A 24,988-nucleotide genomic window follows, 5' to 3' on the forward strand; every position below is an offset into this window, starting at 1 on the left:
AGATCGACGGACGGCCGACGCGCTCGATGACGAGTACGAGAGGCTGGAGACGTCGCAACCGCGGCGTTCGGGAATGAGGATCGATGAGCGACGAGCGCGAGACCACGGAACCGGCGATCGGCGGCATGGTCGATCGTCTCGAGCTCATCGAGGATCAGCCATTGGTCACACGCGCTGCTGCCTATGGAGAACTGCACGAGCAGCTCCGCGCCCGCCTCGAGGGCAGTGACCCGAGGCGATGACCGATCTCGATGACGCGCGTCTCGACACCGCTCTCGCTGAGCGCGGGATAGCGAGGTCGAGGACGCATGCGGCCCGACTGATCGCGGACGGCCTCGTCACGGTCGACGGTTCCCCTGCCCTCAAGGCGTCCCTCCGGGTGCGCGCTGAGCAGGAGGTCGCTGTCGCCGGGCTCGACCACTACGTCAGTCGAGCGGCTCACAAGCTGCTCGGCGCGCTCGAGAGCTTCCCCACCGTCCGGGTGGCCGGCGCGAACGCGCTCGACGTCGGGGCCTCGACCGGTGGGTTCTCGCAGGTTCTCCTGGAGCGGGGCGCCGCCTCCGTCATCGCGCTCGACGTCGGTCACGCGCAGCTCGCTCCGCGGATCCGCTCGGACGACCGCGTGCATGTGGTCGAGGGCTTCAACGCTCGCGATCTGACGGCCGACTCCCTCGCCGCCGCCTCCGGAACGGCCGTGCCGCCGGATCTGGTGGTCTCGGACGTCTCGTTCATCTCCCTGACGATGGTCCTGCCGGCGATCGTCTCCTCCGTCGCCCCGGACGCCGACTTCGTCGTGCTGATCAAGCCGCAGTTCGAAGTGGGGCGGACCGGGATCAAGGAGGGCATCGTCCGCGATCCCGAGCTGCGACGCGAAGCGCTGTCGGATGTGCTCTGGTCGGCCTGGGACACGGGACTGGGCGTCGTCGGGCTGGCCGCGTCGCCGCTGCTGGGAAGCGCTGGGAATCACGAGTATCTCGCGCACCTCCACCGCGACCGCGGAACGATTCCGACAGAATGGAGGGACGCGGTCACCGCGCTCACCACCGGATGACGCGACCGTGTCCGCCGCCGTCGACCTCTCCCGGTCGACCAGTACCGAAGGACACCCTCTCGATGCAGTCCCCTCCTGACGAGCGCCACATCCTCGTCGTCGCCCACACCGGTCGGGCGGACTCCCTCGAAGCGGCGGTGCTCGTCGTGCGACGACTCCGGGACTCCGGAGCGCATCCGGTCCTCTGCGGAGGTGACAAGGACGACATCGTCGCCGCGTCTCCCGACCTGTCGGACGTCGCCGTGCTGGGAGTCGACGTCCAGCTCGCGTCGGTCGAGCTCGTCTTCGTCCTCGGCGGTGACGGGACGATCCTGCGTGCCGCGGAGATCGCCCGCTCCGGTACCGCTCCACTGCTGGGGGTGAACCTCGGCCACGTCGGATTCCTCGCCGAGAGCGAGCGCGACGATCTCGACGACGCCGTCGCCCGGGCGCTCGACGGCGACTACCGGGTCGAGGAGCGGCTCGCCCTGCAGGTCAGGGTGAAGATCGACGACGTCGTCGTCTACGAGACCTGGGCGCTCAACGAGGCGACCGTCGAGAAGGGCAGCCGCGAGCGGATGCTCGAGGTGATGGTCGGCGTCGACGGCCGGCCGCTCTCGAGCTTCGGCTGCGACGGGATCGTCGTGTCGACTCCGACGGGCTCGACCGCCTACGCGTTCTCCGGCGGCGGCCCCGTGGTGTGGCCCACGCTCGAGGCGATGCTCCTCGTGCCGCTCAGCGCGCACGCCCTCTTCGCTCGTCCGCTCGTCGTCGGACCGGACTCCAGCCTCGCGGTCGAGGTGAAGGAGCGCACCGATGGCGTCGGCGTGCTCTGGGCCGACGGCCGGCGGACGTACGAGCTCCCGCCGGGCGCTCGCGTCGTCTTCCGACGGTCGCTCGAGCCCGTGCGCTTCGCCCGCCTGCACGACGCGCCGTTCACGGATCGCCTCGTCCACAAGTTCGGTCTCCCCATCCGCGGATGGCGGGGGTCGGCCGAGACGGAGTAGCCCATGCTCGAAGAGCTGCAGATCCGCGATCTCGGCGTCATCGCCGAGGCGACCCTCCCGCTCGGTCCCGGCTTCACGGCCGTGACCGGCGAGACCGGTGCGGGCAAGACGATGGTCGTGACGGCGCTCGGCCTCGTGCTCGGCGCACGCTCGGACGCCTCGGCCGTCCGGGCGGGAAGCGCTCAGGCCTGGGTCTCCGGCCGCTGGCTCGTACCCGAGGACGGTGCCGTCGCCGACCGCGTGCGCGACGCCGGAGGCGACCTCGACGGACCGGAGCTGCTGCTGGCGCGATCCGTATCGGCGGAGGGCCGCGGCCGGGCCGTGGTCGGCGGCCGGAGCGCTCCCGTCAGCGTGCTGAGCGAGCTCGCGGACCAGCTCGTCGTGGTGCACGGGCAGTCCGACCAGATCAGGCTCCGCTCGGCGGCTGCTCAGCGCGACGCTCTCGACCGCTTCGGCGGCCCGGAGCTGGCGGGGGCGCTCCGCGACTACGCGAGCGCCTTCGAGCGCTGGCGCGCCAACCGCGAGGAGCTGGACGAGCTGACGACGGCGCGCGAGGCGCGCGCCCGGGAGGCGGAGCGCCTCCGGAACGCCCTGGCCGAGATCGAGGTCGTCGCCCCGCAGCGCGGCGAGGACGCGGAGCTCGCCGCCCAGTCGGAGCGCCTCGGCAGCATCGAGCAGCTGAGGCGCTCAGCGGGCGAGGCCCGCGAGGCGATCTCGTCGGAGGAGCTCGACGGCCGCGACGCGGTCGGACTGCTCGACGCCGCCCGCCGGGTGCTCGAGCGCGCCGCCGAGCACGATGCCGCCCTGCTCCCCGTGGTCCAGACGCTCGACGAGGCCTCCGTCCTTCTCGTCGACGCCGTGGGCAGCCTCTCGTCCTACCTGGCCGAGCTCGACCTCGACGGGGCGCACGATCTCGAGCTGATCGAGAACCGGCGGGCCGAGCTCTCGGCGCTGGCGCGCACGTACGGCCCGACGCTCGACGACGTGCTCGCCCTGGTCGACTCCTCCGGTCTGCGCCTGCTCGAGCTCGACGGCGACGACGAGCGGATCGCCGCACTCGAGTCGGACACCGCCGCCGACGCGGATCTCGTGGAGCGCCTCGCCGATCGGGTCACCGAGCTGCGCACGGCCGCGGCGCTCGAGCTGGGGGAGCGGGTGAGCGTCGAGCTGACCGCGCTCGCGATGGCCGACGCGCACCTCCGCGTGCAGGTGACCAGCGCGAACGAGCCCACCGTGCACGGCCGCGACGTGGTCGAGATGCTGCTGCAGCCGCACAGCGGAGCGACCCCCCGACCGCTCGCGCGCGGCGCCTCGGGCGGCGAGCTCTCGCGGGTGATGCTCGCCATCGAGGTCGTCGTCGCGGCGAACGATCCGGTGCCGACGTTCGTCTTCGACGAGGTCGACGCCGGAGTGGGCGGTGCCGCGGCGATCGAGATCGGGCGGCGGCTCGCGCGCCTCGCCGAGACGTCGCAGGTCATCGTGGTCACCCACCTCGCCCAGGTCGCGGCGTTCGCGACCAATCACCTCCGGGTCGAGAAGGGCTCGGACGGCTCCGTCACCTCGAGCGCGGTGACGCAGCTGGCGGCCGAGGAGCGGGTGTCCGAGATGGCCCGGCTGCTCTCGGGGCTGACCGACTCCGAGAACGCCCTCGCCCACGCCAGGGAGCTGCTCGAGACGAGCCGGCGGCGCTGATTCGGAGGCGGCCGGCGACCGGCTCGCGATTCGCTGTTAGGGTGGAAGCCCGTGGTGGACATTTCGAACTCGGGCCCTTCCTCTTCTTCTCGTGACGTCTCCGAGACCTCTCGAGCCGGTTCCTCCGGGCCCGGCGCGAAGGTCACGAAGCACATCTTCGTCACCGGCGGCGTCGTCTCGTCGCTCGGCAAGGGGCTCACGGCCGCCAGCCTCGGCAACCTGCTCACCGCTCGCGGACTCCGCGTGGTCATGCAGAAGCTCGACCCGTACCTCAATGTGGATCCCGGGACGATGAACCCGTTCCAGCACGGCGAGGTCTTCGTGACCGACGACGGCGCCGAGACCGACCTCGACATCGGCCACTACGAGCGGTTCCTGGACATCAACCTCAACCAGGCGGCGAACGTCACGACCGGGCAGATCTACTCCCGCGTCATCGCGCGCGAGCGGGCCGGCGAGTACCTCGGCGACACCGTGCAGGTCATCCCGCACATCACCGACGAGATCAAGCGCCGCATGCGCCTCCAGGCTGAGGACGACCCCCAGCCCGACGTGATCATCACCGAGATCGGCGGCACCGTCGGCGACATCGAGAGCCAGCCGTTCATCGAGTCGGCACGCCAGGTGCGCCACGAGCTCGGTCGCCGCAACGTGTTCTTCGTGCACGTCTCGCTCGTGCCGTTCATGGGCGCGTCCGGCGAGCAGAAGACCAAGCCGACGCAGCACTCGGTCGCCGCCCTGCGCTCGATCGGCATCCAGCCCGACGCCCTCGTGCTGCGCAGCGACCGCCCCGTCTCGGAGTCGAACAAGCGCAAGATCGCGCTGATGTGCGATGTCGACGAGCAGGCCGTCGTGAACGCGAAGGACGTCGCCTCCATCTACGAGATCCCCGAGATGCTCAACGAGCAGGGCCTCGACTCCTACATCATCGACCAGCTCGGACTGCCGGCCGGCGAGGTCGTCTGGGACGGCTGGAAGAAGCTGCTCGAGGCCGTGCACGAACCCAAGCACGAGGTGACCATCGGCCTGGTCGGCAAGTACATCGACCTGCCCGACGCCTACCTCTCGGTGACCGAGGCGCTGCGGGCCGGAGGCTTCGCCCAGCAGACGAAGGTCGCCATCCGCTGGATCGCCTCGGACGGACTCGAGGACCCGGAGACGGCGGCGAAGGCACTGTCGGAGGTCGACGGCATCTGCGTCCCCGGCGGATTCGGCATCCGCGGCATCGAGGGCAAGCTCGGCGCGTTGCGGTTCGCCCGCGAGAACGGCGTCCCCACCCTGGGTCTGTGCCTCGGGCTGCAGTGCATGGTGATCGAGTACGCGCGCCACGAGGCGGGCCTCGAGGGCGCCTCCTCGTCGGAGTTCGACCCGGGCACCGAGTTCCCCGTCATCGCGACGATGGCGGAGCAGGTCGAGATCCTCGCCGCCGGCGACATGGGCGGCACGATGCGGCTCGGCCTGTACACGGCCGCTCTCGCCGAGGGCTCGATCGTCGCTGAGGTCTACGGCGCCCCGGAGGCGGCCGAGCGCCACCGCCACCGCTACGAGGTCAACAACCGCTACCGCGACCGCATCGCCGAGGCCGGGCTCTGGTTCTCGGGCACGTCGCCCGACGGGAGCCTCGTCGAGTACGTCGAGCTGCCGCGCGACAAGCACCCCTACTACGTCGGCACGCAGGCGCACCCGGAGCTGCGCTCGCGCCCCAACAACGCGCACCCGCTCTTCACCGGTCTCGTCACGGCGGCGCTCGAGCGCCAGGAGTCGTCGCGCCTGTTCCCGGCGTCGGAGGCCGGCGCCGATGAGTGAGCCGCTGGTCGACGAGCTCGTCGAGCCCGAGATCCTCACCAGCGAGCGCGTCTTCGACGGGATGGTCTGGGGCGTCCGCGCCGAGACGTTCCGCTACGGCGACGGCGAGCTGCGCCGCGAGTTCCTCGATCACACCGGCGCGGTGGCCGTCCTCGCCCTGGACGACGAGGACCGCGTCGCGCTGATCAAGCAGTACCGCCACCCGGTCAGGGCGCGCGAGTGGGAGATCCCCGCGGGGCTCCTCGACATCGAGGGGGAGGACGCCCTCCTCGCCGCGCAGCGCGAGCTGGCCGAGGAGACGGATCTGCAGGCCTCGCGCTGGGACCTGCTGGCGGAGTTCGCGACCTCGCCCGGCGGGAGCGACGAGGCGATCCGCATCTACCTGGCGCGCGACCTCTCGGCCACCGACTCCGTCTTCGAGCGCGAGGCGGAGGAGGCCGACATGGAGCTGCGCTGGGTCGACCTGGACGAGGCGGTCGACGCCGTGCTCGCGCGCCGGGTGCAGAACCCGTCGCTGACGATCGCCGTCCTCGCCGCCCACGCCTTCCGCGCCCGCGGCTGGGCCGGACTCGGCGACGCCTCCTCGCCGTGGACGCGGCACCCGCACGCCCGCCGGGGGTGACCCCCCGGGCCACGGCCGACGCCTACCTCCGGCAGTCGAGCGTCGAGCGCGGGCTGTCGGCCCACACGATCGCCGCCTACCGCCGCGACCTCGAGCTCTACCTGGGCTGGCTCGGGGAGCAGGGGGTCGAGGATCTGGCGACGCTGCGCCGCGCGGATGTCGGCGCCTTCGCCTCCTGGCTCGCCGCGCGGACCGACAGGCCGCTCGCGGCATCGTCGCGGGCACGGATCCTCTCGAGCGTGCGCGGGCTGCACCGTTTCGCGCTCGAGGAGGGGCTCGTCGCCGACGACGTGGCCCACGACGTCGTGCCGCCCAAGCTCCCGATGACGCTTCCGAAGGCGATCACGGTCGAGCAGATGGCGACGCTGCTCGAAGCGGCGCGCGGCGAGGAGCTCGCCGACCTGCGCGACCGGGCGCTGCTGGAGCTCCTCTACGCCACGGGCGCCCGCATCTCGGAGGCCGTCGATCTGAACGTCGACGATGTGTTCGACGCCGAGGTGGTGCGACTGACCGGCAAGGGCTCGAAGCAGCGCATGGTGCCGCTCGGCCGGTACGCGCGGGAGGCCGTCGACGACTACCTCGTGCGCGCGCGACCCGAGCTGTCGCGGCGCGGCCACGCGACTCCGGCGCTCTTCCTCGGGGTGCGGGGGAGCCGGCTCTCGCGCCAGAGCGCGTGGCTCGTGATCCGCGCGGTCGCCGAGAAGGCCGGGCTCGACCGCGAGATCTCGCCGCACACCTTCCGGCACTCGTTCGCCACGCACCTGCTCGCGGGCGGCGCCGATGTGCGCGTGGTGCAGGAGCTGCTGGGGCACGCCTCCGTCGCGACGACGCAGATCTACACGCTGGTGACGGCGGACTCCCTGCGCGACGTGTACACGACGGCGCACCCGCGGGCGCGGCGCTGAGGGCTGCTCGACCAGCATGCAGAGCGGCGGCCGCCGGCGCGGGCAGTGGCAGGACAGCGCGGGCGGGGCTCGGCGGGGCGGGCAGGGGAGCGGCAGGGGCGCCGGTACACTCGATCCAGGCCGCGCGGGAGCGCACGCCGACACGGAAGCGAGGCGACGCAGGTGACACGCAACACGGACGACAGGACCGAGCTCACCGGTCTCGAAGCTCCGACGCTCGGCCCGACCGGCCGCCCCCTGCGCGACTTCCCGCTGCCGGTCGAGCTCACCGGTCACGGGCCCGCGCGCATCATCTCGCTCTGCAACCAGAAGGGCGGCGTCGGCAAGACCACGACGACCATCAACCTGGGCGCGACGCTGGCGGAGTACGGCCGCCGTGTGCTGGCGATCGACTTCGACCCCCAGGGCGCGCTGTCCGCCGGCCTCGGAGTGGCGACCTACGACGCGATCACGATCTACGACCTCCTCCTCGGCACGGTGAAGGACCCGGCCGAGGCGATCCAGTCGACGAACGTGCCCGGGCTCGACATCATCCCGGCCAACATCGACCTGTCGGCGGCCGAGGTGCACCTCGTCAACGAGGTCGCGCGCGAGCAGATCCTCGCCCGCGTGCTGCGCAAGGTCAGCGCCGACTACGACGTCATCCTGATCGACTGCCAGCCGTCGCTCGGCCTGCTCACCGTGAACGCGCTCACCGCGAGCCACGGCGTGCTCATCCCGCTCGAGTGCGAGTTCTTCGCCCTGCGCGGGGTGGCGCTGCTGGTCGAGACGATCGACAAGGTGCGCGACCGCCTCAATCCGGTGATCGAGCTGGACGGCATCCTGCCGACGATGTACGACTCGCGGACCCTGCACTCGCGCGAGGTCCTCGACCGGGTCGTGCACGCGTTCGGCGACAGCGTCCTCGAGACCGTCATCGGACGCACGGTCAAGTTCCCGGACGCGAGCGTCTCGGGTGTTCCGATCACGCAGTTCGCGCCGGAGCACAACGCCGCCAAGGCGTACCGCAAGCTCGCCAGGGAGCTGATCTCGCGTGGCGCGGTCGCCTGAGGTCGTCCTCGAGGCGCCGGAGACGCCCAGCGGGTTCCGGGTCGCGCTGACCAACTTCGAGGGCCCCTTCGACCTGCTCCTGAGCCTGATCGCGAAGCAGCAGGTCGACATCACCGAGATCGCGCTGAGCGCGGTGACCGACGAGTTCCTGTCGTACCTGCACGGCATCGACACGCTCGAGGGCCTCGACCGCGCGTCGGAGTTCCTGGTGGTCGCCGCGACCCTCCTCGACCTCAAGATCGCCGGACTGCTGCCGCAGGGCGAGCTCGTCGACGCGGAGGACGCGGCCCTGCTCGAGGCGCGCGACCTGCTCTTCGCCCGCCTGCTGCAGTACCGCGCGTTCAAGCAGGTCTCGGCGTGGTTCGCCGGTCGGATCGAGATCGAGACGACCCGGCACGTGCGCCAGGTGCCGCTCGAGGAGGAGTTCCGCGCGAAGAAGCCGGAGCTGGTCTGGACGCTCTCGGCCGAGGACTTCGCGGCCCTCGCCGCCTTCGCGCTCGCCCCGCGGGAGATCCCGACGGTCGGGCTCGACCACCTGCACGCGCCGCTGATCAGCATCCGCGAGCAGGCCGCCCACCTCGTCCGGATGCTCCGCGAGCGCACGACCGCGACGTTCCGCGAGCTCATCGCGGACGCGGGGGAGAAGGGCGTGATCGTGGCGCGCTTCATCGCCGTGCTCGAGCTCTACCGGCACGCGGCCATCGCCTTCGAGCAGCCCGAGCCGCTCGGCGAGCTCACGCTGCAGTGGGTCGCCGAGTCGTGGTCGGATGCCAACCTCGCCCACCTGGGGGCCGACTATGACGGCTGAGACCGCCGCCTCCGTGGAGACTTCTGCGGCTGGACCGACCGACGCCTCCGTCGGGACCGTGGCGTTCGAGATCGACCGGGCGATCGAGGCGATCCTCATGGTCGCCGACGAACCGCAGTCGCTCGTCGCGCTCGCGACCGCGCTGTCGCGGCCGATCGCCGTGGTGCGCCAGTCGATCGAGCGGCTCGCCGCCGACTTCGACGGCGAGGGCGGCGGCGTCCGGCGCGGCTTCGAGCTGCGCGAGGTCGGCGGCGGCTGGCGCGTCTACGTCCGCCGCGAGTACGACTCGGTCGTCTCGGACTTCGTGCTCACCCAGAACCCGACGAAGCTGTCGCAGGCGGCGCTCGAGACCCTCGCGGTGATCGCCTACAAGCAGCCCATCTCGCGCGGGCAGGTCGCACAGATCCGCGCGGTCAACGTCGACTCCGTGGCCCGCACCCTCCTCGGTCGCGGACTCATCGCCGAGGTCGGCAACGACCCGGAGACGGGCGCGATCCTCTACGGAACCACCGAGCAGCTGCTCGTGCACCTCGGCCTCACGTCGCTCGATGAGCTGCCGAAGATCTCACCACTTCTGAGCGACGGACGGGACGGATTCGATGGGCAGCACGCCTAGCACTGAGGGCGAACGACTGCAGAAGGTCCTCGCCGCGGCGGGGGTCGCCTCCCGCCGCGTCGTCGAGGACATGATCGTCGCCCGGCGGATCCGCGTGAACGGCGAGGTGGCGGACGAGCTCGGCCGCCGCATCGACCCCGCGACCGATCTCATCGAGGTCGACGGAGTCGCGGTGCAGCTCGACACGTCGCGCCGCTACGTGATGCTGAACAAGCCGGTCGGAGTCGTCAGCTCGCTGGCGGACGAGAACGGCCGCCCCGACCTGCGGACCTACACGCAGAACTTCGAGGAGCGGCTGTTCAACGTCGGCCGCCTCGACGCCGAGACCTCCGGGCTCCTGGTGCTCACCAACGACGGCGAGCTGGCGCACGTGCTCGCGCATCCGTCGTTCGGAGTGACCAAGACCTACATCGCGAAGGTGCACGGCCAGGTGCTGCCGCAGACGATCGCCGCGCTGACGGCGGGGATCGAGCTGGACGACGGGCCGGTCGTCGCCGACAAGGCGCGACTGCTCGGCCGGCCGGAGGGGCGCTCGAACGCCTCGCTCGTCGAGATCACCCTGCACTCGGGGCGCAACCGCGTCGTCCGGCGCATGATGGCCGAGGTGGGGCACCCGGTCATCGAGCTGGTGCGACGCCAGTTCGGACCGCTGCACCTCGGCACGCTGCGCTCGGGAGACCTGCGCGACCTCACCCGCGACGAGCTGGGCGCGCTGCTGACCATCTCGCGGCAGGGCGGTGAGACGCCCGAGCCCGCTCGTCGCTCGACGCTAGGGGCGGAGAAGCCGGAGCCGGCCGAGCGCGGTCGACGCTCCTCCCCAGGAGCTCGGACTCCGGACGCGTCCCCCCGCCGCACCGGTCGCGACAAGCAGCGACGGGCTGATCGGTAGGCTGTCGGGGTGAACGAGCTGCTGCACCCCGCCCCGCCCGCGATGCGGACGACGGGGACGGTGCGCGTGGTCGGCTCGGGACTCCTCGGCGCGTCCATCGGCCTCGGCCTCGCCTCGCGCGGGGTCGATGTGGTGCTCGACGACGCCTCGCCCGCGAGCCTCGCGCTCGCCATCGACTACGGCGCCGGCCGCGCCGCCTCCGACGATGACGACCCCGTGCTGGTCGTGGTCTGCGTGCCGCCCGACGTCGTCGCGAGCGTCGTCGAGCGCGAGCTCGCCGCGCATCCCTCCGCTGTCGTCACCGACGTCGCCAGCGTGAAGATGCAGCCCCTGCGCGAGCTGCGGGCCCGCGGGGTCGACCTGGTCCGCTACATCGGCTCGCACCCGATGGCCGGCCGCGAGCGCGGAGGCCCCGTCGCCGCGCGCGGGGACCTGTTCGTCGGGCGGCCGTGGGTGGTCTGCCGCGACGGCGAGACGACTCCGGACGCCCTCGCGCGGGTCGAGGCGCTGGCTCTCGACCTGGGCGCGACGATCGTCGAGATGGATCCGGAGCAGCACGACCTCTCGGTCGGCCTCGTCTCGCACGTGCCGCAGATCGTCTCGTCGCTGCTGGGGCAGCGCCTCCTCGACGCACCCGACGACGCCCTGCGGCTCGCCGGCCAGGGGGTCCGCGACGTCACCCGCCTCGCGGCGTCCGCCCCCGAGCTCTGGGTGCAGATCCTCGGAGCGAATCGCGACCACATCGTGGCGGTCCTCGACAGCTTCCGCGACGACGTGGCCGAGGTGGCCGACGCGCTGCGCGAGCTCGACGCCCCCGGCACTCGCCGCCTCCTCGCCGAGCACCTCGCCGCGGGCAACGCCGGAGTCGCCCGGCTGCCGGGCAAGCACGGGCAGGCCCAGCGCTTCGCGACCCTGATCGTGCTGATCGACGATCTGCCCGGCACCCTCGCGCGCCTCCTGGTCGAGATCGGCGAGGCGGGCGTGAACCTCGAGGACGTGCGCCTCGAGCACGCGGAGGGGCGCCGGGTCGGACTCGCCGAGATCTCGGTGGTGCCCGAGGCGGTCGGCCCGCTGACCGACGAGCTGACGGCGCGCGGCTGGCGGATCGCCGGATGAGCGCCGAGCGGGCGCGCGGCGGGCCGACGAGGACGGAGCGGGCGCTGAGCGGGCGCGCCCAGTGGATGAGCGCCGAGCAGATGAGCGCCGAGTTGATGAGCACCGAGCAGATGAGCACCGAGAGCGTATGAGCACCGAGCAGAACAGGCAGGACGGCGGACTGAACCGGATGACCCCGGCCCGCCGCGCCCAGCAGAGCATTCCCGAGGACGGCGGCGACGCGGTCGAGCAGTCGCGTCGCGCGGCGGTCGACGAGTCGGCCGACTTCGGCGAGGCGACCGTCGTCGCCGTCGACGGACCGGCCGGCAGCGGCAAGTCGAGCGTCTCGCGCGAGGCCGCGCGCCGGCTCGACTTCGAGTTCCTCGACACGGGCGCCGCCTATCGCGCGCTCGCCTGGCACGGACTCGACATCGGGCTGGACTTCTCGGACGAGATCGCCATCGTCGACGCGCTCGACGGCTTCGACTACTCGATCGGCACCGATCCCGAGACCTACTCGGTCTGGGTGGGGCGGACGGAGGTGACGGCGGCGATCCGCGAGCCGCGCGTCACCGCGCAGGTGTCGGCCGTGGCGAAGGTGCCGGAGGTGCGACGGAGGATCACGCTGCTCTTCCGCCGCATCATCGGCGAGACCCGCAAGGCGGGCATCATCGTCGAGGGACGCGACATCACCACGGTGGTGGCGCCGACCGCTCCCGTGCGGATCCTCCTCACCGCGAGCGAAGAGGCTAGGATGGCGAGGCGTTCGCGCGAAGTCACCACGGAATCCGCTGAGGCGACGGGTCTGGCACTGCGGTCGAGGGACCGCGCCGACTCCCAGGTGGTCGACTTCATGAACGCTGCAGAAGGAGTCACTCTTCTCGACTCCACTCATCTCGACTTCGAGCAGACCGTCGACGCGGTCGTCGCCGAGGTCCGAACTTCGAGAGCAAGGGCCGATCATGGCACAGGACACTCACGTCGGTGACGACGAGCTGAACTTCCCGGACGACGATCTCGTCGATCGCCTCGGCGACCTCGACGAGCAGCTCGCCGCCTCCCGCGCCCAGGCGCTGCGCAGCGGACTCGAGGACTACGACCTCGACGAGGAGGACCTGACACTCCTCGAGTACGCGAGCGGCGACTCCGACGAGGTGATCTACCTCCCGGCACTGCCGGTCGTGGCGATCGTCGGCCGTCCGAACGTGGGCAAGTCCGCGCTCGTGAACCGCATCCTCGGCCGCCGCGAGGCCGTCGTCGAGGACACCCCCGGTGTCACGCGCGACCGCGTCTCGTACAAGGCCGAGTGGCTCGACCGCGCCTTCACCATCGTCGACACCGGCGGATGGGAGCCCGACGCCCGCGGCATCGACGCGTCCGTCGCGATGCAGGCCGAGATCGCGATCGACCTGGCCGACGCCGTGATCTTCGTGGTCGACGCCAACGTCGGTGCGACCGCGACCGACGAGCACGTCGTTCGCCTGCTGCGCAAGACGAAGAAGCCCGTGTTCCTCGCGGCCAACAAGGTCGACGACGTGCGCCAGGAGCCGAACGCCGCCTCACTGTGGTCGCTCGGCCTCGGCGAGCCGTACCCCGTCTCGGCCGTGCACGGTCGCGGCGTCGCGGATCTGCTCGACACGGTGCTGAAGAAGCTGCCCCTCGAGTCGGCCGTCGCCAAGCGCGAGATCGGCGGGCCCCGCCGGGTCGCGATCCTCGGCCGACCGAACGTCGGCAAGTCGAGCCTCCTGAACAAGGCCGCGGGTGAGGAGCGGGTCGTCGTCAACGAGCTCGCCGGCACCACCCGCGACCCGGTCGACGAGCAGGTCGAGATCGCCGGCAAGGTGTGGCGCTTCGTCGACACCGCCGGCATCCGCCGCCGCGTGCACCTGCAGCAGGGCGCCGACTTCTACGCGTCGCTGCGCACCTCGACCGCTCTCGAGAAGGCCGAGGTCGCGGTCGTCGTGATCGACGTCTCGGAGCCGATCTCGGAGCAGGACGTTCGGATCATCGACCTCGTCCTCGAGTCGGGCCGCGCCCTGGTCCTCGCCTTCAACAAGTGGGACCTCCTCGACGACGAGCGCCGCCGCTACCTCGAGCGCGAGATCGAGAAGGACCTCCACCACGTGGCGTGGGCGCCGCGCGTCAACATCTCGGCCAAGACCGGCCGCCACCTCGAGAAGCTGGTTCCCGCCCTCGAGCTCGCCCTCGAGTCGTGGGACACCCGCATCCCGACCGGCAAGTTCAACGCGTTCCTCGCCGAGCTCACGGCGGCGCACCCGCACCCGCTGCGCGGCGGCAAGCAGCCGCGTGTGCTGTTCGGCACGCAGGCGTCGTCGCGTCCGCCGACATTCGTGCTCTTCACGACCGGGTTCCTCGACCCGGGCTACCGCCGCTACATCCAGCGCCGACTCCGCGAGATCTACGGGTTCGAGGGGTCGCCGGTGAACGTCAACATGCGCGTCCGCGAGAAGCGGGCGCGCTGAGGTCCTGCCTCAGGCTGCTTCGGCTCGTCGTTCCGCGTTCGGCTCGCAGGAATCCTCGGATTCTGCGAGCCGGACGTGTCTCCGCGAGCCGGAGCTCGTTGCGCGTCGAAGCGCCGGGGAGGCGTCTCAGTCGCTGGTGGCGAAGGGCCACCACGACGGGAGCAGGCGGCGGTACGCGGCGAGGTAGCTGTCGGGCGTGCGCGGCGCCGGAAGGCGGAGCCACTCCTCCATCAGGCCGGTCGATCCCGCGGCCAGGAACGACGCCGTGCCCTCGGCCAGGAACCCCCCGAGCCCATCGGCGTCGGGCAGCTCGAGTGTGCCCGTCGCGAGTGTTTCGATGACCGACGAGCGGAAGTGACGGGCGAGCATCGCCCGGAGTCCCGAGTCACCCCCTGCGGAGTCGAAGGCGCGCAGGTAGAGATCGCGGTGCGCCTCCAGGTGCGCCAGGATCCCGGCCGTCCCCCGGCGGATGGCCGCATCGGTCGCGACTCCCTCGCGGAGAGCGGCGAGGTACTCGTCCCGGACGACGTCGAGCTCACCGCGGAGAGCGGCGCAGAGGAGATCGGCGGCGGAGGCGGAGTGCGCGTAGAACGTCGAGCGGTTCACGCCGGCGAGATCGGTGATGTCCGACACCGTCAGACTCGAGACCTCCGTGGCAGTCGCCAGGTCGATGATGGCCCTGTGCAGGGCCACCTGCGACCGCTTCTGCCGTGCGTCCACTGCTGCTGCCTCCCGGGGTCTCGCGGCGTCGAACTCGGCGCCCCGGCGAGTCTACGCAACGCCGAGTGCCGCTCTCGTTTTCACTTCCCGCGGTGCGATCCGCTAGGGTAGTCGAGTTGCCCGGGCCTCGTCCGGACTGCCACGGGCTGTGGCGCAGCTTGGTAGCGCACTTGACTGGGGGTCAAGGGGTCGCAGGTTCAAATCCTGTCAGCCCGACAGAAAGCCCTGATGAGACGTCGTTCTCATCGGGGCTTCGTCATGTCCGGGACGGAACTCCGGACTCGGAGTCGCGTGCGACGTCGGCTCGGGCGCCCCTTCGCTGAGAGAGTACGAGGGTGCCGCCCGGAGGCGCGTTTTCCGGCCAGACGTCGCGACGGCTCAGGTCCGTGCCCCCGCGGGCAGGCCGGCTGTGGTGCTCCCGTCGGACCCGCGCGTACCCTGGCGGGCATGCACAGGATCTTCACGACCAGCGTGGCCTCGGTGTATCCGCACTACGTCGCGAAGGCCGAGCGCAGAGGGCGGACGAAGGCCGACGTCGACGCGGTCATCGAGTGGCTGACCGGCTACTCCGACGCCGAGCTGCTGGGGCACCTCGAGAACGGCACGACCTTCGAGGAGTTCTTCGCCCGGGCGACCATGAACCCGAACACCGATTTGGTGACCGGCGTGGTCTGCGGTGTGCGCGTGGAGGAGGTGGAGGATCCGCTGATGCAGAAGATCCGCCGGCTCGACAAGCTCATCGACGAACTGCGCACGAGCAGGCCGATGGCGAAGGTGCTGCGAAGCTGATCGGCGATCGGACCTCGTGACGATCCGTCAGCGGGTCAGGGACCGACGATCGGCCCCGCCTCGACCGGTGGCGGAGTGCAGGCCTCGCGAAGACGGCCCAGGTGGTACCGCCAGCCGCGCTCATGAGCGTGCCGCAGCTCGCCGGAGACGCCGATCCCGGTGAAGCCCTCCTCGGTGATCTCGACTCGGGTGCCGCGGACGCTGCGCGACAGCAGGATCCGGACGGTGAGCGGCCCCTTCCAGCCGGGTTCCCTCCAGTCGAACTCGAGCCGTTCAGGAGCCGCCGCCTCGACGACGTGGCCGTTCGCTTCGAACGACTCCCCGCCGTCGGACCAGGTCTCGCGCAAGGGTGACCCTGCGACGGGCTCGAACCGGAGCTCGGGCCACCATGCGGCCCGGTCGACGAGCGCCTGCCAGACGGCCTGCGGGCTCGCCTCGATCTCGATCGCCGCGGAGGCGGAGTCCTCACCCATCGCCGTCCCCGCTTCCGGCGCTATCGGGTCGGCGCGTCGCGGGTGGACCTCGGCGCCGACGGACGGCGACGACGATCAGGGCGACGACTCCGACCACCGCGAGCCAGGGGAGGAGGAAGCCGATGCCGACCAGAGCGCCGTTCGCCGCGACGATCAGGCCGTTCCAGCCGGCGAGGAGGCCGTCGAGGAAGCCGGTCGGCTGCGCCGAGGTGGGAGACGACTCCGGAACAGCGGTGACCGTGAGGGAGGCGAGGGACACCTGGCTCTCGAGGGCCGTGAGCTGCTGCTGGGCGGACTCGAGCGAGGCCTGGCGATCGGCGAGAGCGGATTCGGCCGCGAGCAGATCGGGAAGGCTGCCGGCCTGGGCGATGAGCTCGGTGAGCCGGTCGACGGAGGCCTGCGCCGAGTCGACGCGGGCGCGCAGATCGATGGCCTGCATCGTGACGTCGGCGCGGCTGATCGAGCTCTCCGTCACGGTGCCGAGGGCGGTGAGGGAGTCGCGCGCCTCGGCAAGTCGGTCGGCCGGGACTCGGATCGTGATCACGCCCGAGCCCTCGGGCACGGGTGCGGAGACGTACGGATCGACGGCCATCGCGTCGGTCGTCGCCTCGAGGGCGGACGTGGTCGAGCTCTCGACGTAGCCGCCGAGGGCCGTCGCGGTGCTGCCGAGCGCGTCGAGGGCGTCGCTGACGGAGTCGACCTCGAGGGTGGCGGAGGCGCTCGACACGATCTCGCGCGTCGATGCATCGCCTGCGGCCGACTCCGGGGAGTCGGGGGCCGTCTGCGGGTTCGACTCGTTGCCGGAACCCGCGAACGCCGGCGCCTCGTCGGCGGCCGAGGATCCGGCGCTCGAGGAAGAGCCCGTGCCGATGGTGCCGACCAGGGGACCGATGACCACCGCGAGGACGAGCAGGCCTGCGGCGGCGCCTCCGAGGGTCGCCGTTCGGCGACGGCGTGACGCCCGAGCCGTTCGGGAGGCGCCGATGGAGCGGAAGACCCGGGCCTCGAGGGCGGAGACCCTCTCGTCGGCAAGGGGGGCGAGGGTGATGGGGTCGGTCACGGCTGCTCCGCTCCTCGGAAGTCGTCGACCACGAGGCGCAGGCGGCGGCGCACCCGGGACAGGCGGTTGCGGACGGTGGCGTGCGAGACGCCGAGGGTCGCGGCGGCCTCGTCGTACCCGCGGCCCTCGGTGGCGCAGAGCCGGAAGATCGCCCGGTCGAGCTCGCCGAGCCCCTCGGTCTCGCGCAGGATCGCCTCGGTGAGCGCCGCCGTCACCATCTGCTGCTCGAGGTCGTGCGGCGACGCGAGGTCGTCCTCGGCCTCGACGGTCTGCTCGCGATCACGCCGACGCGAGCGGACCCGGTTCGCCGCCTGGAATCGGCAGATCGTCGCGAGCCAGGGGAGGAGGGAGTCGCTCGCGAGCTCGAGCCCGCCGAGCTTGCTCCACGCGATGACGAAGGTCTCCTGCGCGATGTCCTCTGCCTCGCCCGCATCGCGCAGAACGCCGTGCGCGAGCCAGTAGACCGGCCGGATGTAGGCCCGGTACAGGCTCCGGAAGGCGAGCTCGCTGCCGGCGGCAGCGCGGCGCACGAGCTCCGCATCCGTCTCCTGCACCGTCATCACGACCCCACTCTTCTCGCCCTCACTCTGACAGTGTCGGGGAGGGGGCGATCGTCTCAGGATGAGGTCGTCCGGATCGTCAGCTCGGGTGGACGATCTGCTGGAGCGCCCAGGTGTTGCCGTCGGGATCGGCGAAGTAGACGAACTCGCCCCAGGGCTGCGAGTCGATCTCGGAGACCTCGGCGCCCCGCGCCCGGAGCTCTGCGTGCGCCTCCTTTGCACTCGCGACGACCATCTGCAGCCCCTTCTGCGAGCCCGGCTCCATCTCGGTGATGCCGATGCCGAGGACGATGGAGCACGCCGAGCCGGGAGGGGTGAGCTGCACGAAGCGCAGGCCCTCGTGCACCACGTGGTCGTGGTCGGCGATGAAGCCGATGGTGTTCACGTAGAAGTCCTTCGCCCGGTCGACGTCCGTGACCGGGACGGGGATCAGTTCGAGCTTCATGTCCATGGGGTTCTCCTCTGCTCCTTCGCGGGGCGGCGGCCGGTCGGGCCGTCGCGAGATCGACGCTAGAGCCCGATCAGGTCGTTTCCTGTCCTGATTCGGGAGCAGAATCGCCGCATGTCCCAGACGACCTCCCGCGTTCTCGCGCTGCTCGACCTGCTGCAGACCCATCAGCAGTGGAGCGGGCCGGTGCTCGCGGCGCGCCTGGGGGTCACCGAACGGACCCTGCGGCGCGATGTCGAGCGCCTCCGCGAGCTCGGCTACGCGGTCGTGGCGGCCCGCGGTGCCACCGGCGGCTATCGTCTCGAGGCCGGCACGCGCGTGCCGCCCCTCCTCCTCACCGACGACGAGGCGGTGACCGTCGCGGTCGGGCTGCGCCTGGCGGCGGACGAGGGGCTCGAGGACGGCGCCCGGACCACGCTGAGCGCGCTGGCGAAGTTCGAGCAGGTGCTGCCGTCGGCGCTGCGCGAGCGGGTGAACGCCGTGAGTCGCCTGCAGCGGTGGCGGCTGCCGCGCGAGGCGGCGGTTCCGCAGGAGCTGCTCGGTCGGCTGGCGCTCGCCTGTCGCGACCAGGAGCGCATCCGCTTCCACTACACCGCGGCGGACGGCGCGGAGTCGGATCGGCTCGTGGACCCGCACGCCGTGGTCTCGACCCGGCGCACCTGGGTGCTCATCGGCTGGGACCTGCGCCGGGAGGGATGGCGGACCTTCCGGCTGGACAGGACGCGCCGGCTGACCGGGACGCGCGTCCGCTTCGAGGCGAGGATCGGCCCGGACGCCGTGGCGGACACGGCGGGGCGGGGCGAGTTCCGCCTGGACGTCCTGCTGCCGCTGCCCCTCGGTGAGGCGACGGCCCTGCTCGGCAGGTGGTCGGCCGGTGCGGTCGCCGAGGGCGAGAGGCTGACGAGATGGCCGATCGATGCCGAGACGTCCGAGGGCCTGCTCTCGGCACTCGTCTGGATCCCGGCGCACGTCGGGTTCCGGTTGGAGGGGAGTCCCGAGACGATCTCGGTCGTCGCGACGGCGCTCGAGAGGCTGCGGGAGGCGGTCGCGTCCGCCGGCGACGGTCAGTGACCGTCCTCCCCAGGCCGCTCCTGACGGCCCCTCTCCACCGATCGGGCTGTGCGGCCTCCGCGGTCGGCGCGGAACGACGACTGTGGCCGCATGACCGCAACCGATCGCTCGCCCTCGACCGCCCCCGCTCGCGAACCGGAGCTGCTCCGCGCCCGTGAGTTCGCCGATCTGCTCGCCATCGTCCCCTCGATGATCGGGATGAGAGCCGAGGACTCCCTCGTCGTCGTGCCGTTCCTGGGAAGGCGGGCGGGCGGCGGGTTCCGGCTCCCGCTGCCCGACAGACTGCGCCGATCCGAGATCCAGGCTCTGGCTCGGGGCTGCACCGGACTGATGGCGGCGGTGCGGGACGCCGACGCCGCGCTGGCCGTCGTCTACACGAGCGGCACCTTCGAGCAGTCGCGCGGCATCCCTCTGCTCGATCTCGGTCGGGCGGTGCTCCGCCGGCTGGAGCGGACCGATCTCGGGATCGTCGGAGTGGCCTGCGTCGCGGCGGACGGCTGGGGCCGGTACACCATTCCGGCCGAGAGCCGGAGCCCGCGGCCGCTGTCCGAGCTCGAGGGGAGCGAGGCAGGGATACTCGCGAGGGCGGCGACACCGGATCCGCTCGACGTCCGGGCGCTCGCCGGGCTGCCCGACGTGTCCGCGGCCGACCGCGCGATCGTCGCGGCGGTCCTCGACCGGGGGCCGGGAGTGGCGCTCGACGCGATCTCGATGGTCGAGCGCTGGCTCGCCTCGCCGCCGACGGCCGGGCAGGATGCGCGGATCATCCGCGTGATGCAGTCGCCGGCGCTGCGCGACCGGATCACCATCCAGATCGCGCTCGGGCGCGGGGCGGCAGAGCAGTCGCGCCGCCTGCAGCACCGTCTCGAGGCCGTGCAGGCGACGACCGGCGAGTCGATGGACGAGATCGTCGAGCGCGAGACCGCCGCGAGCGACGTCGACGAGCACGCCCTCGCGTCGGCGGCCCTGATGATGGGGACCGGCGCCGGTCCGGATCGGCACCGGGTGGAGCGGGCGACCGCCTCGCTCGCCCGCCTCGCCGCACTGGCGCCGAGGGAGGCGCGCCCTCCGGTGCTGACGGTCCTCGCGTGGTGCTGGTGGGCGCTCGGCGTGGCGTCGCTGGCGGCGATCCATCTGGAGTCGGCGCTCCGGATCGATCCGGGCTACTCGATGGCTCAGCTCTACCGCACGGTCTTCGCGTCCCGTTCGCTGCCGGACTGGGTCGTCGGCGCGGCCTCGGAGTCGCTCGTCGCCGCCTCCGAGCATCCGTGATCAGCTCATCGAGTGTGTCGGGGTGCCTCCGGCGCGAGGTCGGCGGCGTAGGCGGTCACGGAGCGCTGATAGCGGGGAAGAACCGGAACCAGCGCTTCGAGCGCGATCCGCAGCGCCTCGTCGGGGCGCCCCGCGCTGTGCAGGGCGAGGGCGAGGAACATCTCCCGGGCCGCGCCGATCGCGGGATGCGAGGGCGAGGCGCTGAGGAGCTCCACCGCCTCCTCGGCGCGACCGAGATTCCGCAGGGTGGAGGCGTACTGGATGCTCAGCCGCGCGCGACGCTCGTCATCGAGCCCGGCCGCGAGGGCGCGCTCGTACTCCACGGCCGCCTCCGCCTCGTGCCCGGCGCTGTCGAGGGCCCCGCCGAGCTCGAAGTGGGCGGAGCCGTCGGAGCCCGGGAACTCCGTAGCGAGGTCGCGCATCCGGGCGAGGACGTGCTCGGGATCATCGTGCTGCCACAGCCGGTCGACGGAGTCCTGCCAGGCGGCGGTGGAGTCGGAGCTCATGCTCCGACGGTAGCGGCCGCGCCGCTCGGCGCGGGATCAGGCGGTGCCGTCGGCGGCCGAGGTCGGCGAGTCGGGCGACGTGGGAGAGTCCGTCGACGCGGGGGAGTCGGACGAGGCGGCGGAGTCGGGCGTGGAGCCGACTGCGGCGCGGCGGCCGGCCTCGATGGCGGCCGTCGAGGCGACCGCTCCGGCGACCACGGCGACGAGCGCCCAGCCCGCGCCCCACTTCTTCTTGCCGAGGAGCGCGTCGAACGAGAGAGGACCCGGACCGTCGGCGACGATCGCGGCCGCCGCAACGGCCAGCAGGCCGTTGAACTCCCACCCGCCGCCCGCGTTCCAGAGGCCGTTGCTCCAGTGCACCTTGCGGACCGCGGTGACCATGGTCGCGATCAGACCCGCCGCGGCGAGGGGCGTGGCTGCTCCGAGAGCGAGGGCGGCACCGCCGGCCGTCTCGGTCACGGCCGCGGCGAGCGCGTTGCGCCGGGGCGGGTGCATCTCGAGGCTCTCCATCATCTGCTCGGTGCCCTCGAGGCCGGGGCCGCCGAACGAGCCGCGGAGCTTCTGCAGGCCGTGGCCGACGAAGAGACCGCCGACGGCGAGACGGAGAATGAGCGAGCCGACCTTCATGGTGACCTCCGGAGACTGGGGCGAGCAGGACGAATCGAGCGTGACCCCCTGCCCGACCCCGGTCAAGGGGTCGCGCGCCCGGGATCCGCGTGGTGCTCGCTCGCAGAGGCGACGCTAGTGATGCGGTCAACCGGTTGGACTCCTATGATCAGATCAGAACGCACCTCGAAGGAGAGAACGCATGACCGGTCGCCTCATCGGCAAGAACGCCCTCGTCACCGGAGCCGGCTCCGGGATCGGCAGGGCCGTCGCCGAGCGCTTCGCTCGGGAGGGGGCCCGCGTCGCCTTCTCCGATCGCGACCTGGCCGCGGCCGAGAGTGCCGCCTCCGCGTTCCCCGAGGCGATCGCCGTCGCTCTCGACATCTCGGACGAGTCGAGTGTCGAGCAGGCCTTCGCCCGTCTCGCCGACGAGGGCCGCAGCCCCGACGTGATCGTCGCGAACGCCGGTGTCCAGCTGTTCGGGCAGGACGCGAAGATCGCCGACCTCGAGCTCGACGTCTGGCGCCGCACCCTCGACATCAACCTCACCGGCACCTTCCTCACGGTGAAGCACGCGGTGCGCGCCCTCCGGAGACGCGGCGGCTCGATCATCCTCACGGGCAGCCCGACCGGGCTCAACGGCGAGGGCCAGGACTTCACCGCCTACAGCAGCTCGAAGGCCGGCATCCACGGTCTCGCCCGCACCGTCGCCGCCGCGTACGCCGGCGAGGGGATCCGCGTCAACACGGTCGTGCCCGGGTACACCGAGACTCCGCTCGTCACCGCGATCTCGGGAGACGCCGCCGCCCGCGCCGCCATCACCTCCCGCATCCCGCTCGGCCGCCCGGGCTCGGCGGAGGACGTCGAGGGGATCATGGTCTACCTCGCCAGCGACGAGTCGAGCTACGCGACCGGAGCCCTGTTCCGCGTCGACGGCGGCATGACGACGCTCTGAGGATGGTCGCGATCCGGATCCTGCCGACGGAGCCCGCGCTCCCCGTCGACCTCCTGCTCCCCGTCGAGCGCGACGAGCAGCTGATCCGCGCGGGCGAGTGGTCCTTCCGCCTCTCGGACGGACGACTCGACGACCTCCGCTACGGCACGGCGCTGATCCTCCGCGGTGTCCGCTTCGTGGTCCGCGACCGCGACTGGGGCACGCTGCCGACGACGCGGGCCTCCGCCGTCGCGGCGGACGGCGGTCTGCTGATCGAGGGCGAGAGCTCGGACGGGGCGGCGCGGGTGCACTGGACCCTGCGGGTCGGCGTCGAGGGCGCGGCGCTCACGATCGCCCTTGAGGCGGTCGCCGCCTCCTCGTTCCTCCGCAACCGGCTCGGGCTGGTCGTCCTGCACTCCCCCCGGGAATCGGGCGCGCCGTTCGAGGCCCGCCGTCCCGACGGCGCCCGCGAGTCGCTGGTCTTCCCCGAGCGGATCGCCCCGCACCAGCCGGCGCGAGACCTGGCGGGGCTCGCGTTCCGCGTGGGCGACCTGCCGGTCGACCTCTCGTTCGAGGGCGACGTGTTCGAGATGGAGGACCAGCGCAACTGGACCGACTCCTCCTTCAAGACCTACTCCACTCCGCTCGATCTGCCCTTCCCCGTGCCGGTCAGCGCGGGCGACATCGTGCGCCAGAGCATCCGGATCGCCTGCGCCGCCACCCCGCCGCCCGCCCCCCAGCGCGAGCCGGCCCCCGAGAGCGCCGAGGTCGTGACGCTGCGCACCGGAGGGGAGTCGCACCCGCTCCCCGAGATCCGCACCGCCGCGTCCAGCGCTCCCGCCTCGGAGCGCTCGCCGTACCGCGCCATCCTCGGCCTGCTGGTCGAGATCGACCCGCGGTGGGCGGGCTGGCGGCGAGCACTCCACCGCGCGATCGAGGACGCTCCCGGCTCCATCGATCTGCGGATCGTGGCCGCGACGGTCGACGACGTCGACACCGTCCTCGACGAGCTCGGTGCCGCGGCGGTCGCGCGCCTGGGGGTCTTCGCGGCCGTCGGTCACCGGAGCGAGCCGGAGCTCCTCGACCGGGCGCGGCGGGCCGCGGACGAGCGCGGTGCCGAGGTGATCGGCGGTGTCCGCTCGCACTTCACCGAGCTGAACCGGGGCGCGGTGGCGCTGGCCGGAGTCGACGCTCCGCTCGCCTTCAGCCTCACCCCGTTCATGCACGACCGCTCGGGTCACCAGCTCGTCGAGTCGCTCGAGCAGCAGCGCACCGTGGTCCGCGACGCGACGCGGATCGCCGGCGGACGTCGCCTGCACATCGGGCCGGTCACGCTGGGCTCGCGGATGAACGCCGTCTCGACCTCGCCGTTCGACCCCGGCGACTCCGACATCGATCTGGCCGGCTACGGCCCGCACCGCCTCCCCGGCGCGACCGAGGAGCGGCAGCTGTCGCCGGCGCTCGCGGCCTGGGTGGTCGGGAGTCTCGACGCTCTCGCCCAGGAGGGCGTCGACTCCCTCGCCTTCTTCGAGCAGTGGGGGCCGCGGGGGATCGCCGGCGACGACGGGCCGACGCCCGCGGGCCGCGTCCTCGAGTGGGCCGCCGAGCTGACAGGAGCCGCGCGCCTCGCCGTCGAGGCATCGGGCCTCGCCGCACTGGGCGCGGCCCGCGGGGACGAGATCGTCGTCCTGCTCGGCAACCTCGGGGGCGAGGCGGTCGAGGTCGCCGCGCCAGGAGTCGTCCGGTGGCGACGAGCGGGCGGCGCCGGCGACGACACCGGCCCGATCCGCCTGGCGCCGGGAGACGCGGTCAGGATCGTGCTCGCGGCCTCTCAGCCCAGCAGAGTGTAGGTCGACGCCTCCATGAAGACGGTGCCGTCGGTGCAGACCTCGATCGAGGCGGGAGCGCGGACGGCGGCGTCCACCGCGTCGACGACCTCGGCCACGAGGTACGCGGAGGTCGCGGTGGGGCAGCCGTGAGCGCCGGGGGAGTGCCACGCCACGCGGACGTCGGCCTGCCCGCCGGGGACCAGGGGGACGAGTCCGTACGGGTTCGGTCCCGTGGCGGCCGCGACCGCTCCGAGGCGGACGCCGTCGGCGTCGGTCGCGTAGACGCCCGGGATCCCCGCAAGGGTGCAGGTCGCGGCGGTGGCGTTCGTGAAGACCAGGTCGAAGGCGCTGCTGCCGGCACCGGAGGCCTCGGGATCGGGGCGGTACTCGAGCACCAGGTCACTGCCGACGCAGCGCGCGACCTCCGGCGCTGCGGGCGGCTCCGGTGCGACGGGCGGCTCCGGTGCAACGGTGGGCTCGGGGGCGATCGTCGGCTCCGGCGCGACAGGGGGCTCCGGTGCGGCGGTCGGCCCCGGAGTCACGGTCGACTGCGGAGTCGCGGAGGGCGTCGCCGAGACGGTCGGAGTCGGCAGCGGCGTCCGCGACGACGCCACGTCCGTCCGCCCCGCGCAGCCCGTGACGAGGAGGGCGGTCACGGCGGCGACGGCGACGGCGGCGGTGACGCGGCGCAGGATCGTGCTCATGCCCCGATCCTGC

At 72.3% G+C, this 24,988-nt stretch carries 28 protein-coding genes and 1 tRNA gene; 21 read left to right on the plus strand and 8 right to left on the minus strand.

Features of this window, described 5'->3' with window-relative positions:
• Window positions 1–83: 83 nt before the first annotated feature.
• The 15 genes from GRS92_RS18880 to der all read left to right on the plus strand — a co-directional run bounded on the left by GRS92_RS18880 (window position 84) and on the right by der (window position 14,003).
• The gene (locus GRS92_RS18880; protein WP_204162398.1) at window positions 84–242 is read left to right on the plus strand and encodes a hypothetical protein; all 159 of its coding nucleotides are present in this window, start codon (window positions 84–86) and stop codon (window positions 240–242) included.
• Window positions 239–1,051, plus strand: a complete 813-nt coding sequence (locus tag GRS92_RS12730; RefSeq protein ID WP_159856989.1) for a TlyA family RNA methyltransferase — start codon at window positions 239–241, stop codon at window positions 1,049–1,051. The genes GRS92_RS18880 and GRS92_RS12730 overlap by 4 nt, the downstream gene beginning before the upstream one ends.
• 62 nt (window positions 1,052–1,113) lie before the next feature.
• Complete coding sequence (locus tag GRS92_RS12735; RefSeq protein ID WP_159856991.1) at window positions 1,114–2,037, plus strand: NAD kinase; 924 nt, start codon at window positions 1,114–1,116, stop codon at window positions 2,035–2,037.
• Window positions 2,038–2,040: 3 nt separating this feature from the next.
• On the plus strand, window positions 2,041–3,729 hold the full coding sequence (gene recN / locus GRS92_RS12740) for a DNA repair protein RecN (protein WP_159856993.1): 1,689 nt from the start codon (window positions 2,041–2,043) through the stop codon (window positions 3,727–3,729).
• A gap of 153 nt (window positions 3,730–3,882) precedes the next feature.
• Window positions 3,883–5,535: a CTP synthase gene (locus GRS92_RS12745; protein WP_235022028.1), complete on the plus strand. Its 1,653-nt coding sequence runs from the start codon at window positions 3,883–3,885 to the stop codon at window positions 5,533–5,535.
• The gene (locus tag GRS92_RS12750) at window positions 5,528–6,157 is read left to right on the plus strand and encodes an NUDIX domain-containing protein (protein ID WP_159856997.1); all 630 of its coding nucleotides are present in this window, start codon (window positions 5,528–5,530) and stop codon (window positions 6,155–6,157) included. Before GRS92_RS12745 ends, GRS92_RS12750 begins: the two co-directional genes overlap by 8 nt.
• Window positions 6,124–7,062 carry a site-specific tyrosine recombinase XerD gene (xerD, locus tag GRS92_RS12755; protein WP_204162070.1) on the plus strand — a complete coding sequence of 313 codons (939 nt, stop codon included), beginning with the start codon at window positions 6,124–6,126 and terminating at the stop codon, window positions 7,060–7,062. The genes GRS92_RS12750 and xerD overlap by 34 nt, the downstream gene beginning before the upstream one ends.
• 162 nt (window positions 7,063–7,224) lie before the next feature.
• Window positions 7,225–8,112, plus strand: a complete 888-nt coding sequence (locus GRS92_RS12760; protein ID WP_159856999.1) for a ParA family protein — start codon at window positions 7,225–7,227, stop codon at window positions 8,110–8,112.
• The gene (locus GRS92_RS12765; protein WP_159857001.1) at window positions 8,096–8,920 is read left to right on the plus strand and encodes a segregation and condensation protein A; all 825 of its coding nucleotides are present in this window, start codon (window positions 8,096–8,098) and stop codon (window positions 8,918–8,920) included. The genes GRS92_RS12760 and GRS92_RS12765 overlap by 17 nt, the downstream gene beginning before the upstream one ends.
• Window positions 8,910–9,536, plus strand: coding sequence for an SMC-Scp complex subunit ScpB (gene scpB / locus GRS92_RS12770; protein ID WP_159857003.1), 627 nt, complete (start codon window positions 8,910–8,912; stop codon window positions 9,534–9,536). The genes GRS92_RS12765 and scpB overlap by 11 nt, the downstream gene beginning before the upstream one ends.
• The gene (locus tag GRS92_RS12775) at window positions 9,520–10,425 is read left to right on the plus strand and encodes a pseudouridine synthase (protein WP_159857005.1); all 906 of its coding nucleotides are present in this window, start codon (window positions 9,520–9,522) and stop codon (window positions 10,423–10,425) included. Before scpB ends, GRS92_RS12775 begins: the two co-directional genes overlap by 17 nt.
• Window positions 10,426–10,467: 42 nt before the next feature.
• Window positions 10,468–11,541: a prephenate dehydrogenase gene (locus tag GRS92_RS12780; protein WP_159857268.1), complete on the plus strand. Its 1,074-nt coding sequence runs from the start codon at window positions 10,468–10,470 to the stop codon at window positions 11,539–11,541.
• Complete coding sequence (locus GRS92_RS19130) at window positions 11,538–11,672, plus strand: hypothetical protein (protein WP_268817147.1); 135 nt, start codon at window positions 11,538–11,540, stop codon at window positions 11,670–11,672. The genes GRS92_RS12780 and GRS92_RS19130 overlap by 4 nt, the downstream gene beginning before the upstream one ends.
• A complete protein-coding gene (cmk, locus tag GRS92_RS12785) occupies window positions 11,669–12,508 on the plus strand; it encodes a (d)CMP kinase (protein WP_235022015.1) in 840 nt (279 codons plus the stop codon). Before GRS92_RS19130 ends, cmk begins: the two co-directional genes overlap by 4 nt.
• On the plus strand, window positions 12,483–14,003 hold the full coding sequence (der, locus tag GRS92_RS12790; protein WP_159857007.1) for a ribosome biogenesis GTPase Der: 1,521 nt from the start codon (window positions 12,483–12,485) through the stop codon (window positions 14,001–14,003). The genes cmk and der overlap by 26 nt, the downstream gene beginning before the upstream one ends.
• A 126-nt stretch (window positions 14,004–14,129) precedes the next feature.
• On the opposite strand, the gene GRS92_RS12795 is transcribed toward der, so the two are convergent.
• Window positions 14,130–14,723, minus strand: a complete 594-nt coding sequence (locus GRS92_RS12795) for a TetR/AcrR family transcriptional regulator (protein WP_159857009.1) — start codon at window positions 14,721–14,723, stop codon at window positions 14,130–14,132.
• Window positions 14,724–14,865: 142 nt separating this feature from the next.
• Here GRS92_RS12795 and GRS92_RS12800 point away from each other — a divergent pair.
• Together GRS92_RS12800 and GRS92_RS12805 are read left to right on the plus strand one after the other, a co-directional pair.
• A tRNA-Pro gene (locus tag GRS92_RS12800) sits at window positions 14,866–14,939 on the plus strand.
• Between the two features lie 231 nt (window positions 14,940–15,170).
• The gene (locus tag GRS92_RS12805; RefSeq protein WP_159857011.1) at window positions 15,171–15,512 is read left to right on the plus strand and encodes a DUF2200 domain-containing protein; all 342 of its coding nucleotides are present in this window, start codon (window positions 15,171–15,173) and stop codon (window positions 15,510–15,512) included.
• A 35-nt stretch (window positions 15,513–15,547) separates the two neighbouring features.
• Here the strand turns inward: GRS92_RS12805 and GRS92_RS12810 are convergent, their stop codons facing one another.
• The 4 genes from GRS92_RS12810 to GRS92_RS12825 form a co-directional block, all read right to left on the minus strand.
• Window positions 15,548–15,985, minus strand: coding sequence for an SRPBCC family protein (locus tag GRS92_RS12810; RefSeq protein WP_159857013.1), 438 nt, complete (start codon window positions 15,983–15,985; stop codon window positions 15,548–15,550).
• The gene (locus tag GRS92_RS12815) at window positions 15,978–17,045 is read right to left on the minus strand and encodes a DUF4349 domain-containing protein (RefSeq protein ID WP_159857015.1); all 1,068 of its coding nucleotides are present in this window, start codon (window positions 17,043–17,045) and stop codon (window positions 15,978–15,980) included. The genes GRS92_RS12810 and GRS92_RS12815 overlap by 8 nt, the downstream gene beginning before the upstream one ends.
• The gene (locus tag GRS92_RS12820) at window positions 17,042–17,605 is read right to left on the minus strand and encodes an RNA polymerase sigma factor (protein ID WP_159857272.1); all 564 of its coding nucleotides are present in this window, start codon (window positions 17,603–17,605) and stop codon (window positions 17,042–17,044) included. The genes GRS92_RS12815 and GRS92_RS12820 overlap by 4 nt, the downstream gene beginning before the upstream one ends.
• Before the next feature lie 79 nt (window positions 17,606–17,684).
• Window positions 17,685–18,056: a VOC family protein gene (locus tag GRS92_RS12825; RefSeq protein ID WP_159857017.1), complete on the minus strand. Its 372-nt coding sequence runs from the start codon at window positions 18,054–18,056 to the stop codon at window positions 17,685–17,687.
• Window positions 18,057–18,167: 111 nt separating this feature from the next.
• Between GRS92_RS12825 and GRS92_RS12830 the strand changes: the two genes are divergently transcribed.
• Window positions 18,168–19,124 (plus strand): helix-turn-helix transcriptional regulator, encoded by a 957-nt coding sequence (locus GRS92_RS12830; RefSeq protein ID WP_159857019.1) that lies wholly within the window; start codon window positions 18,168–18,170, stop codon window positions 19,122–19,124.
• Window positions 19,125–19,214: 90 nt separating this feature from the next.
• Window positions 19,215–20,396, plus strand: coding sequence for a DUF4192 family protein (locus tag GRS92_RS12835; protein WP_159857021.1), 1,182 nt, complete (start codon window positions 19,215–19,217; stop codon window positions 20,394–20,396).
• A 5-nt stretch (window positions 20,397–20,401) separates the two neighbouring features.
• On the opposite strand, the gene GRS92_RS12840 is transcribed toward GRS92_RS12835, so the two are convergent.
• Window positions 20,402–20,902 carry a tetratricopeptide repeat protein gene (locus GRS92_RS12840; RefSeq protein ID WP_159857023.1) on the minus strand — a complete coding sequence of 167 codons (501 nt, stop codon included), beginning with the start codon at window positions 20,900–20,902 and terminating at the stop codon, window positions 20,402–20,404.
• Window positions 20,903–20,938: 36 nt separating this feature from the next.
• Window positions 20,939–21,529 carry a DoxX family protein gene (locus tag GRS92_RS12845; protein WP_159857025.1) on the minus strand — a complete coding sequence of 197 codons (591 nt, stop codon included), beginning with the start codon at window positions 21,527–21,529 and terminating at the stop codon, window positions 20,939–20,941.
• A 181-nt stretch (window positions 21,530–21,710) separates the two neighbouring features.
• Between GRS92_RS12845 and GRS92_RS12850 the strand changes: the two genes are divergently transcribed.
• The gene (locus GRS92_RS12850; RefSeq protein ID WP_159857027.1) at window positions 21,711–22,463 is read left to right on the plus strand and encodes an SDR family NAD(P)-dependent oxidoreductase; all 753 of its coding nucleotides are present in this window, start codon (window positions 21,711–21,713) and stop codon (window positions 22,461–22,463) included.
• A 2-nt stretch (window positions 22,464–22,465) separates the two neighbouring features.
• A complete protein-coding gene (locus GRS92_RS12855; protein ID WP_159857029.1) occupies window positions 22,466–24,292 on the plus strand; it encodes a hypothetical protein in 1,827 nt (608 codons plus the stop codon).
• On the opposite strand, the gene GRS92_RS12860 is transcribed toward GRS92_RS12855, so the two are convergent.
• The gene (locus tag GRS92_RS12860) at window positions 24,274–24,975 is read right to left on the minus strand and encodes a DUF4232 domain-containing protein (protein ID WP_159857031.1); all 702 of its coding nucleotides are present in this window, start codon (window positions 24,973–24,975) and stop codon (window positions 24,274–24,276) included. The genes GRS92_RS12855 and GRS92_RS12860 overlap by 19 nt on opposite strands.
• Window positions 24,976–24,988: the final 13 nt, after the last annotated feature.

It is taken from the genome of Rathayibacter sp. VKM Ac-2754 (assembly GCF_009807095.1).
Classification (GTDB): Bacteria; Actinomycetota; Actinomycetes; order Actinomycetales; family Microbacteriaceae; genus Rathayibacter.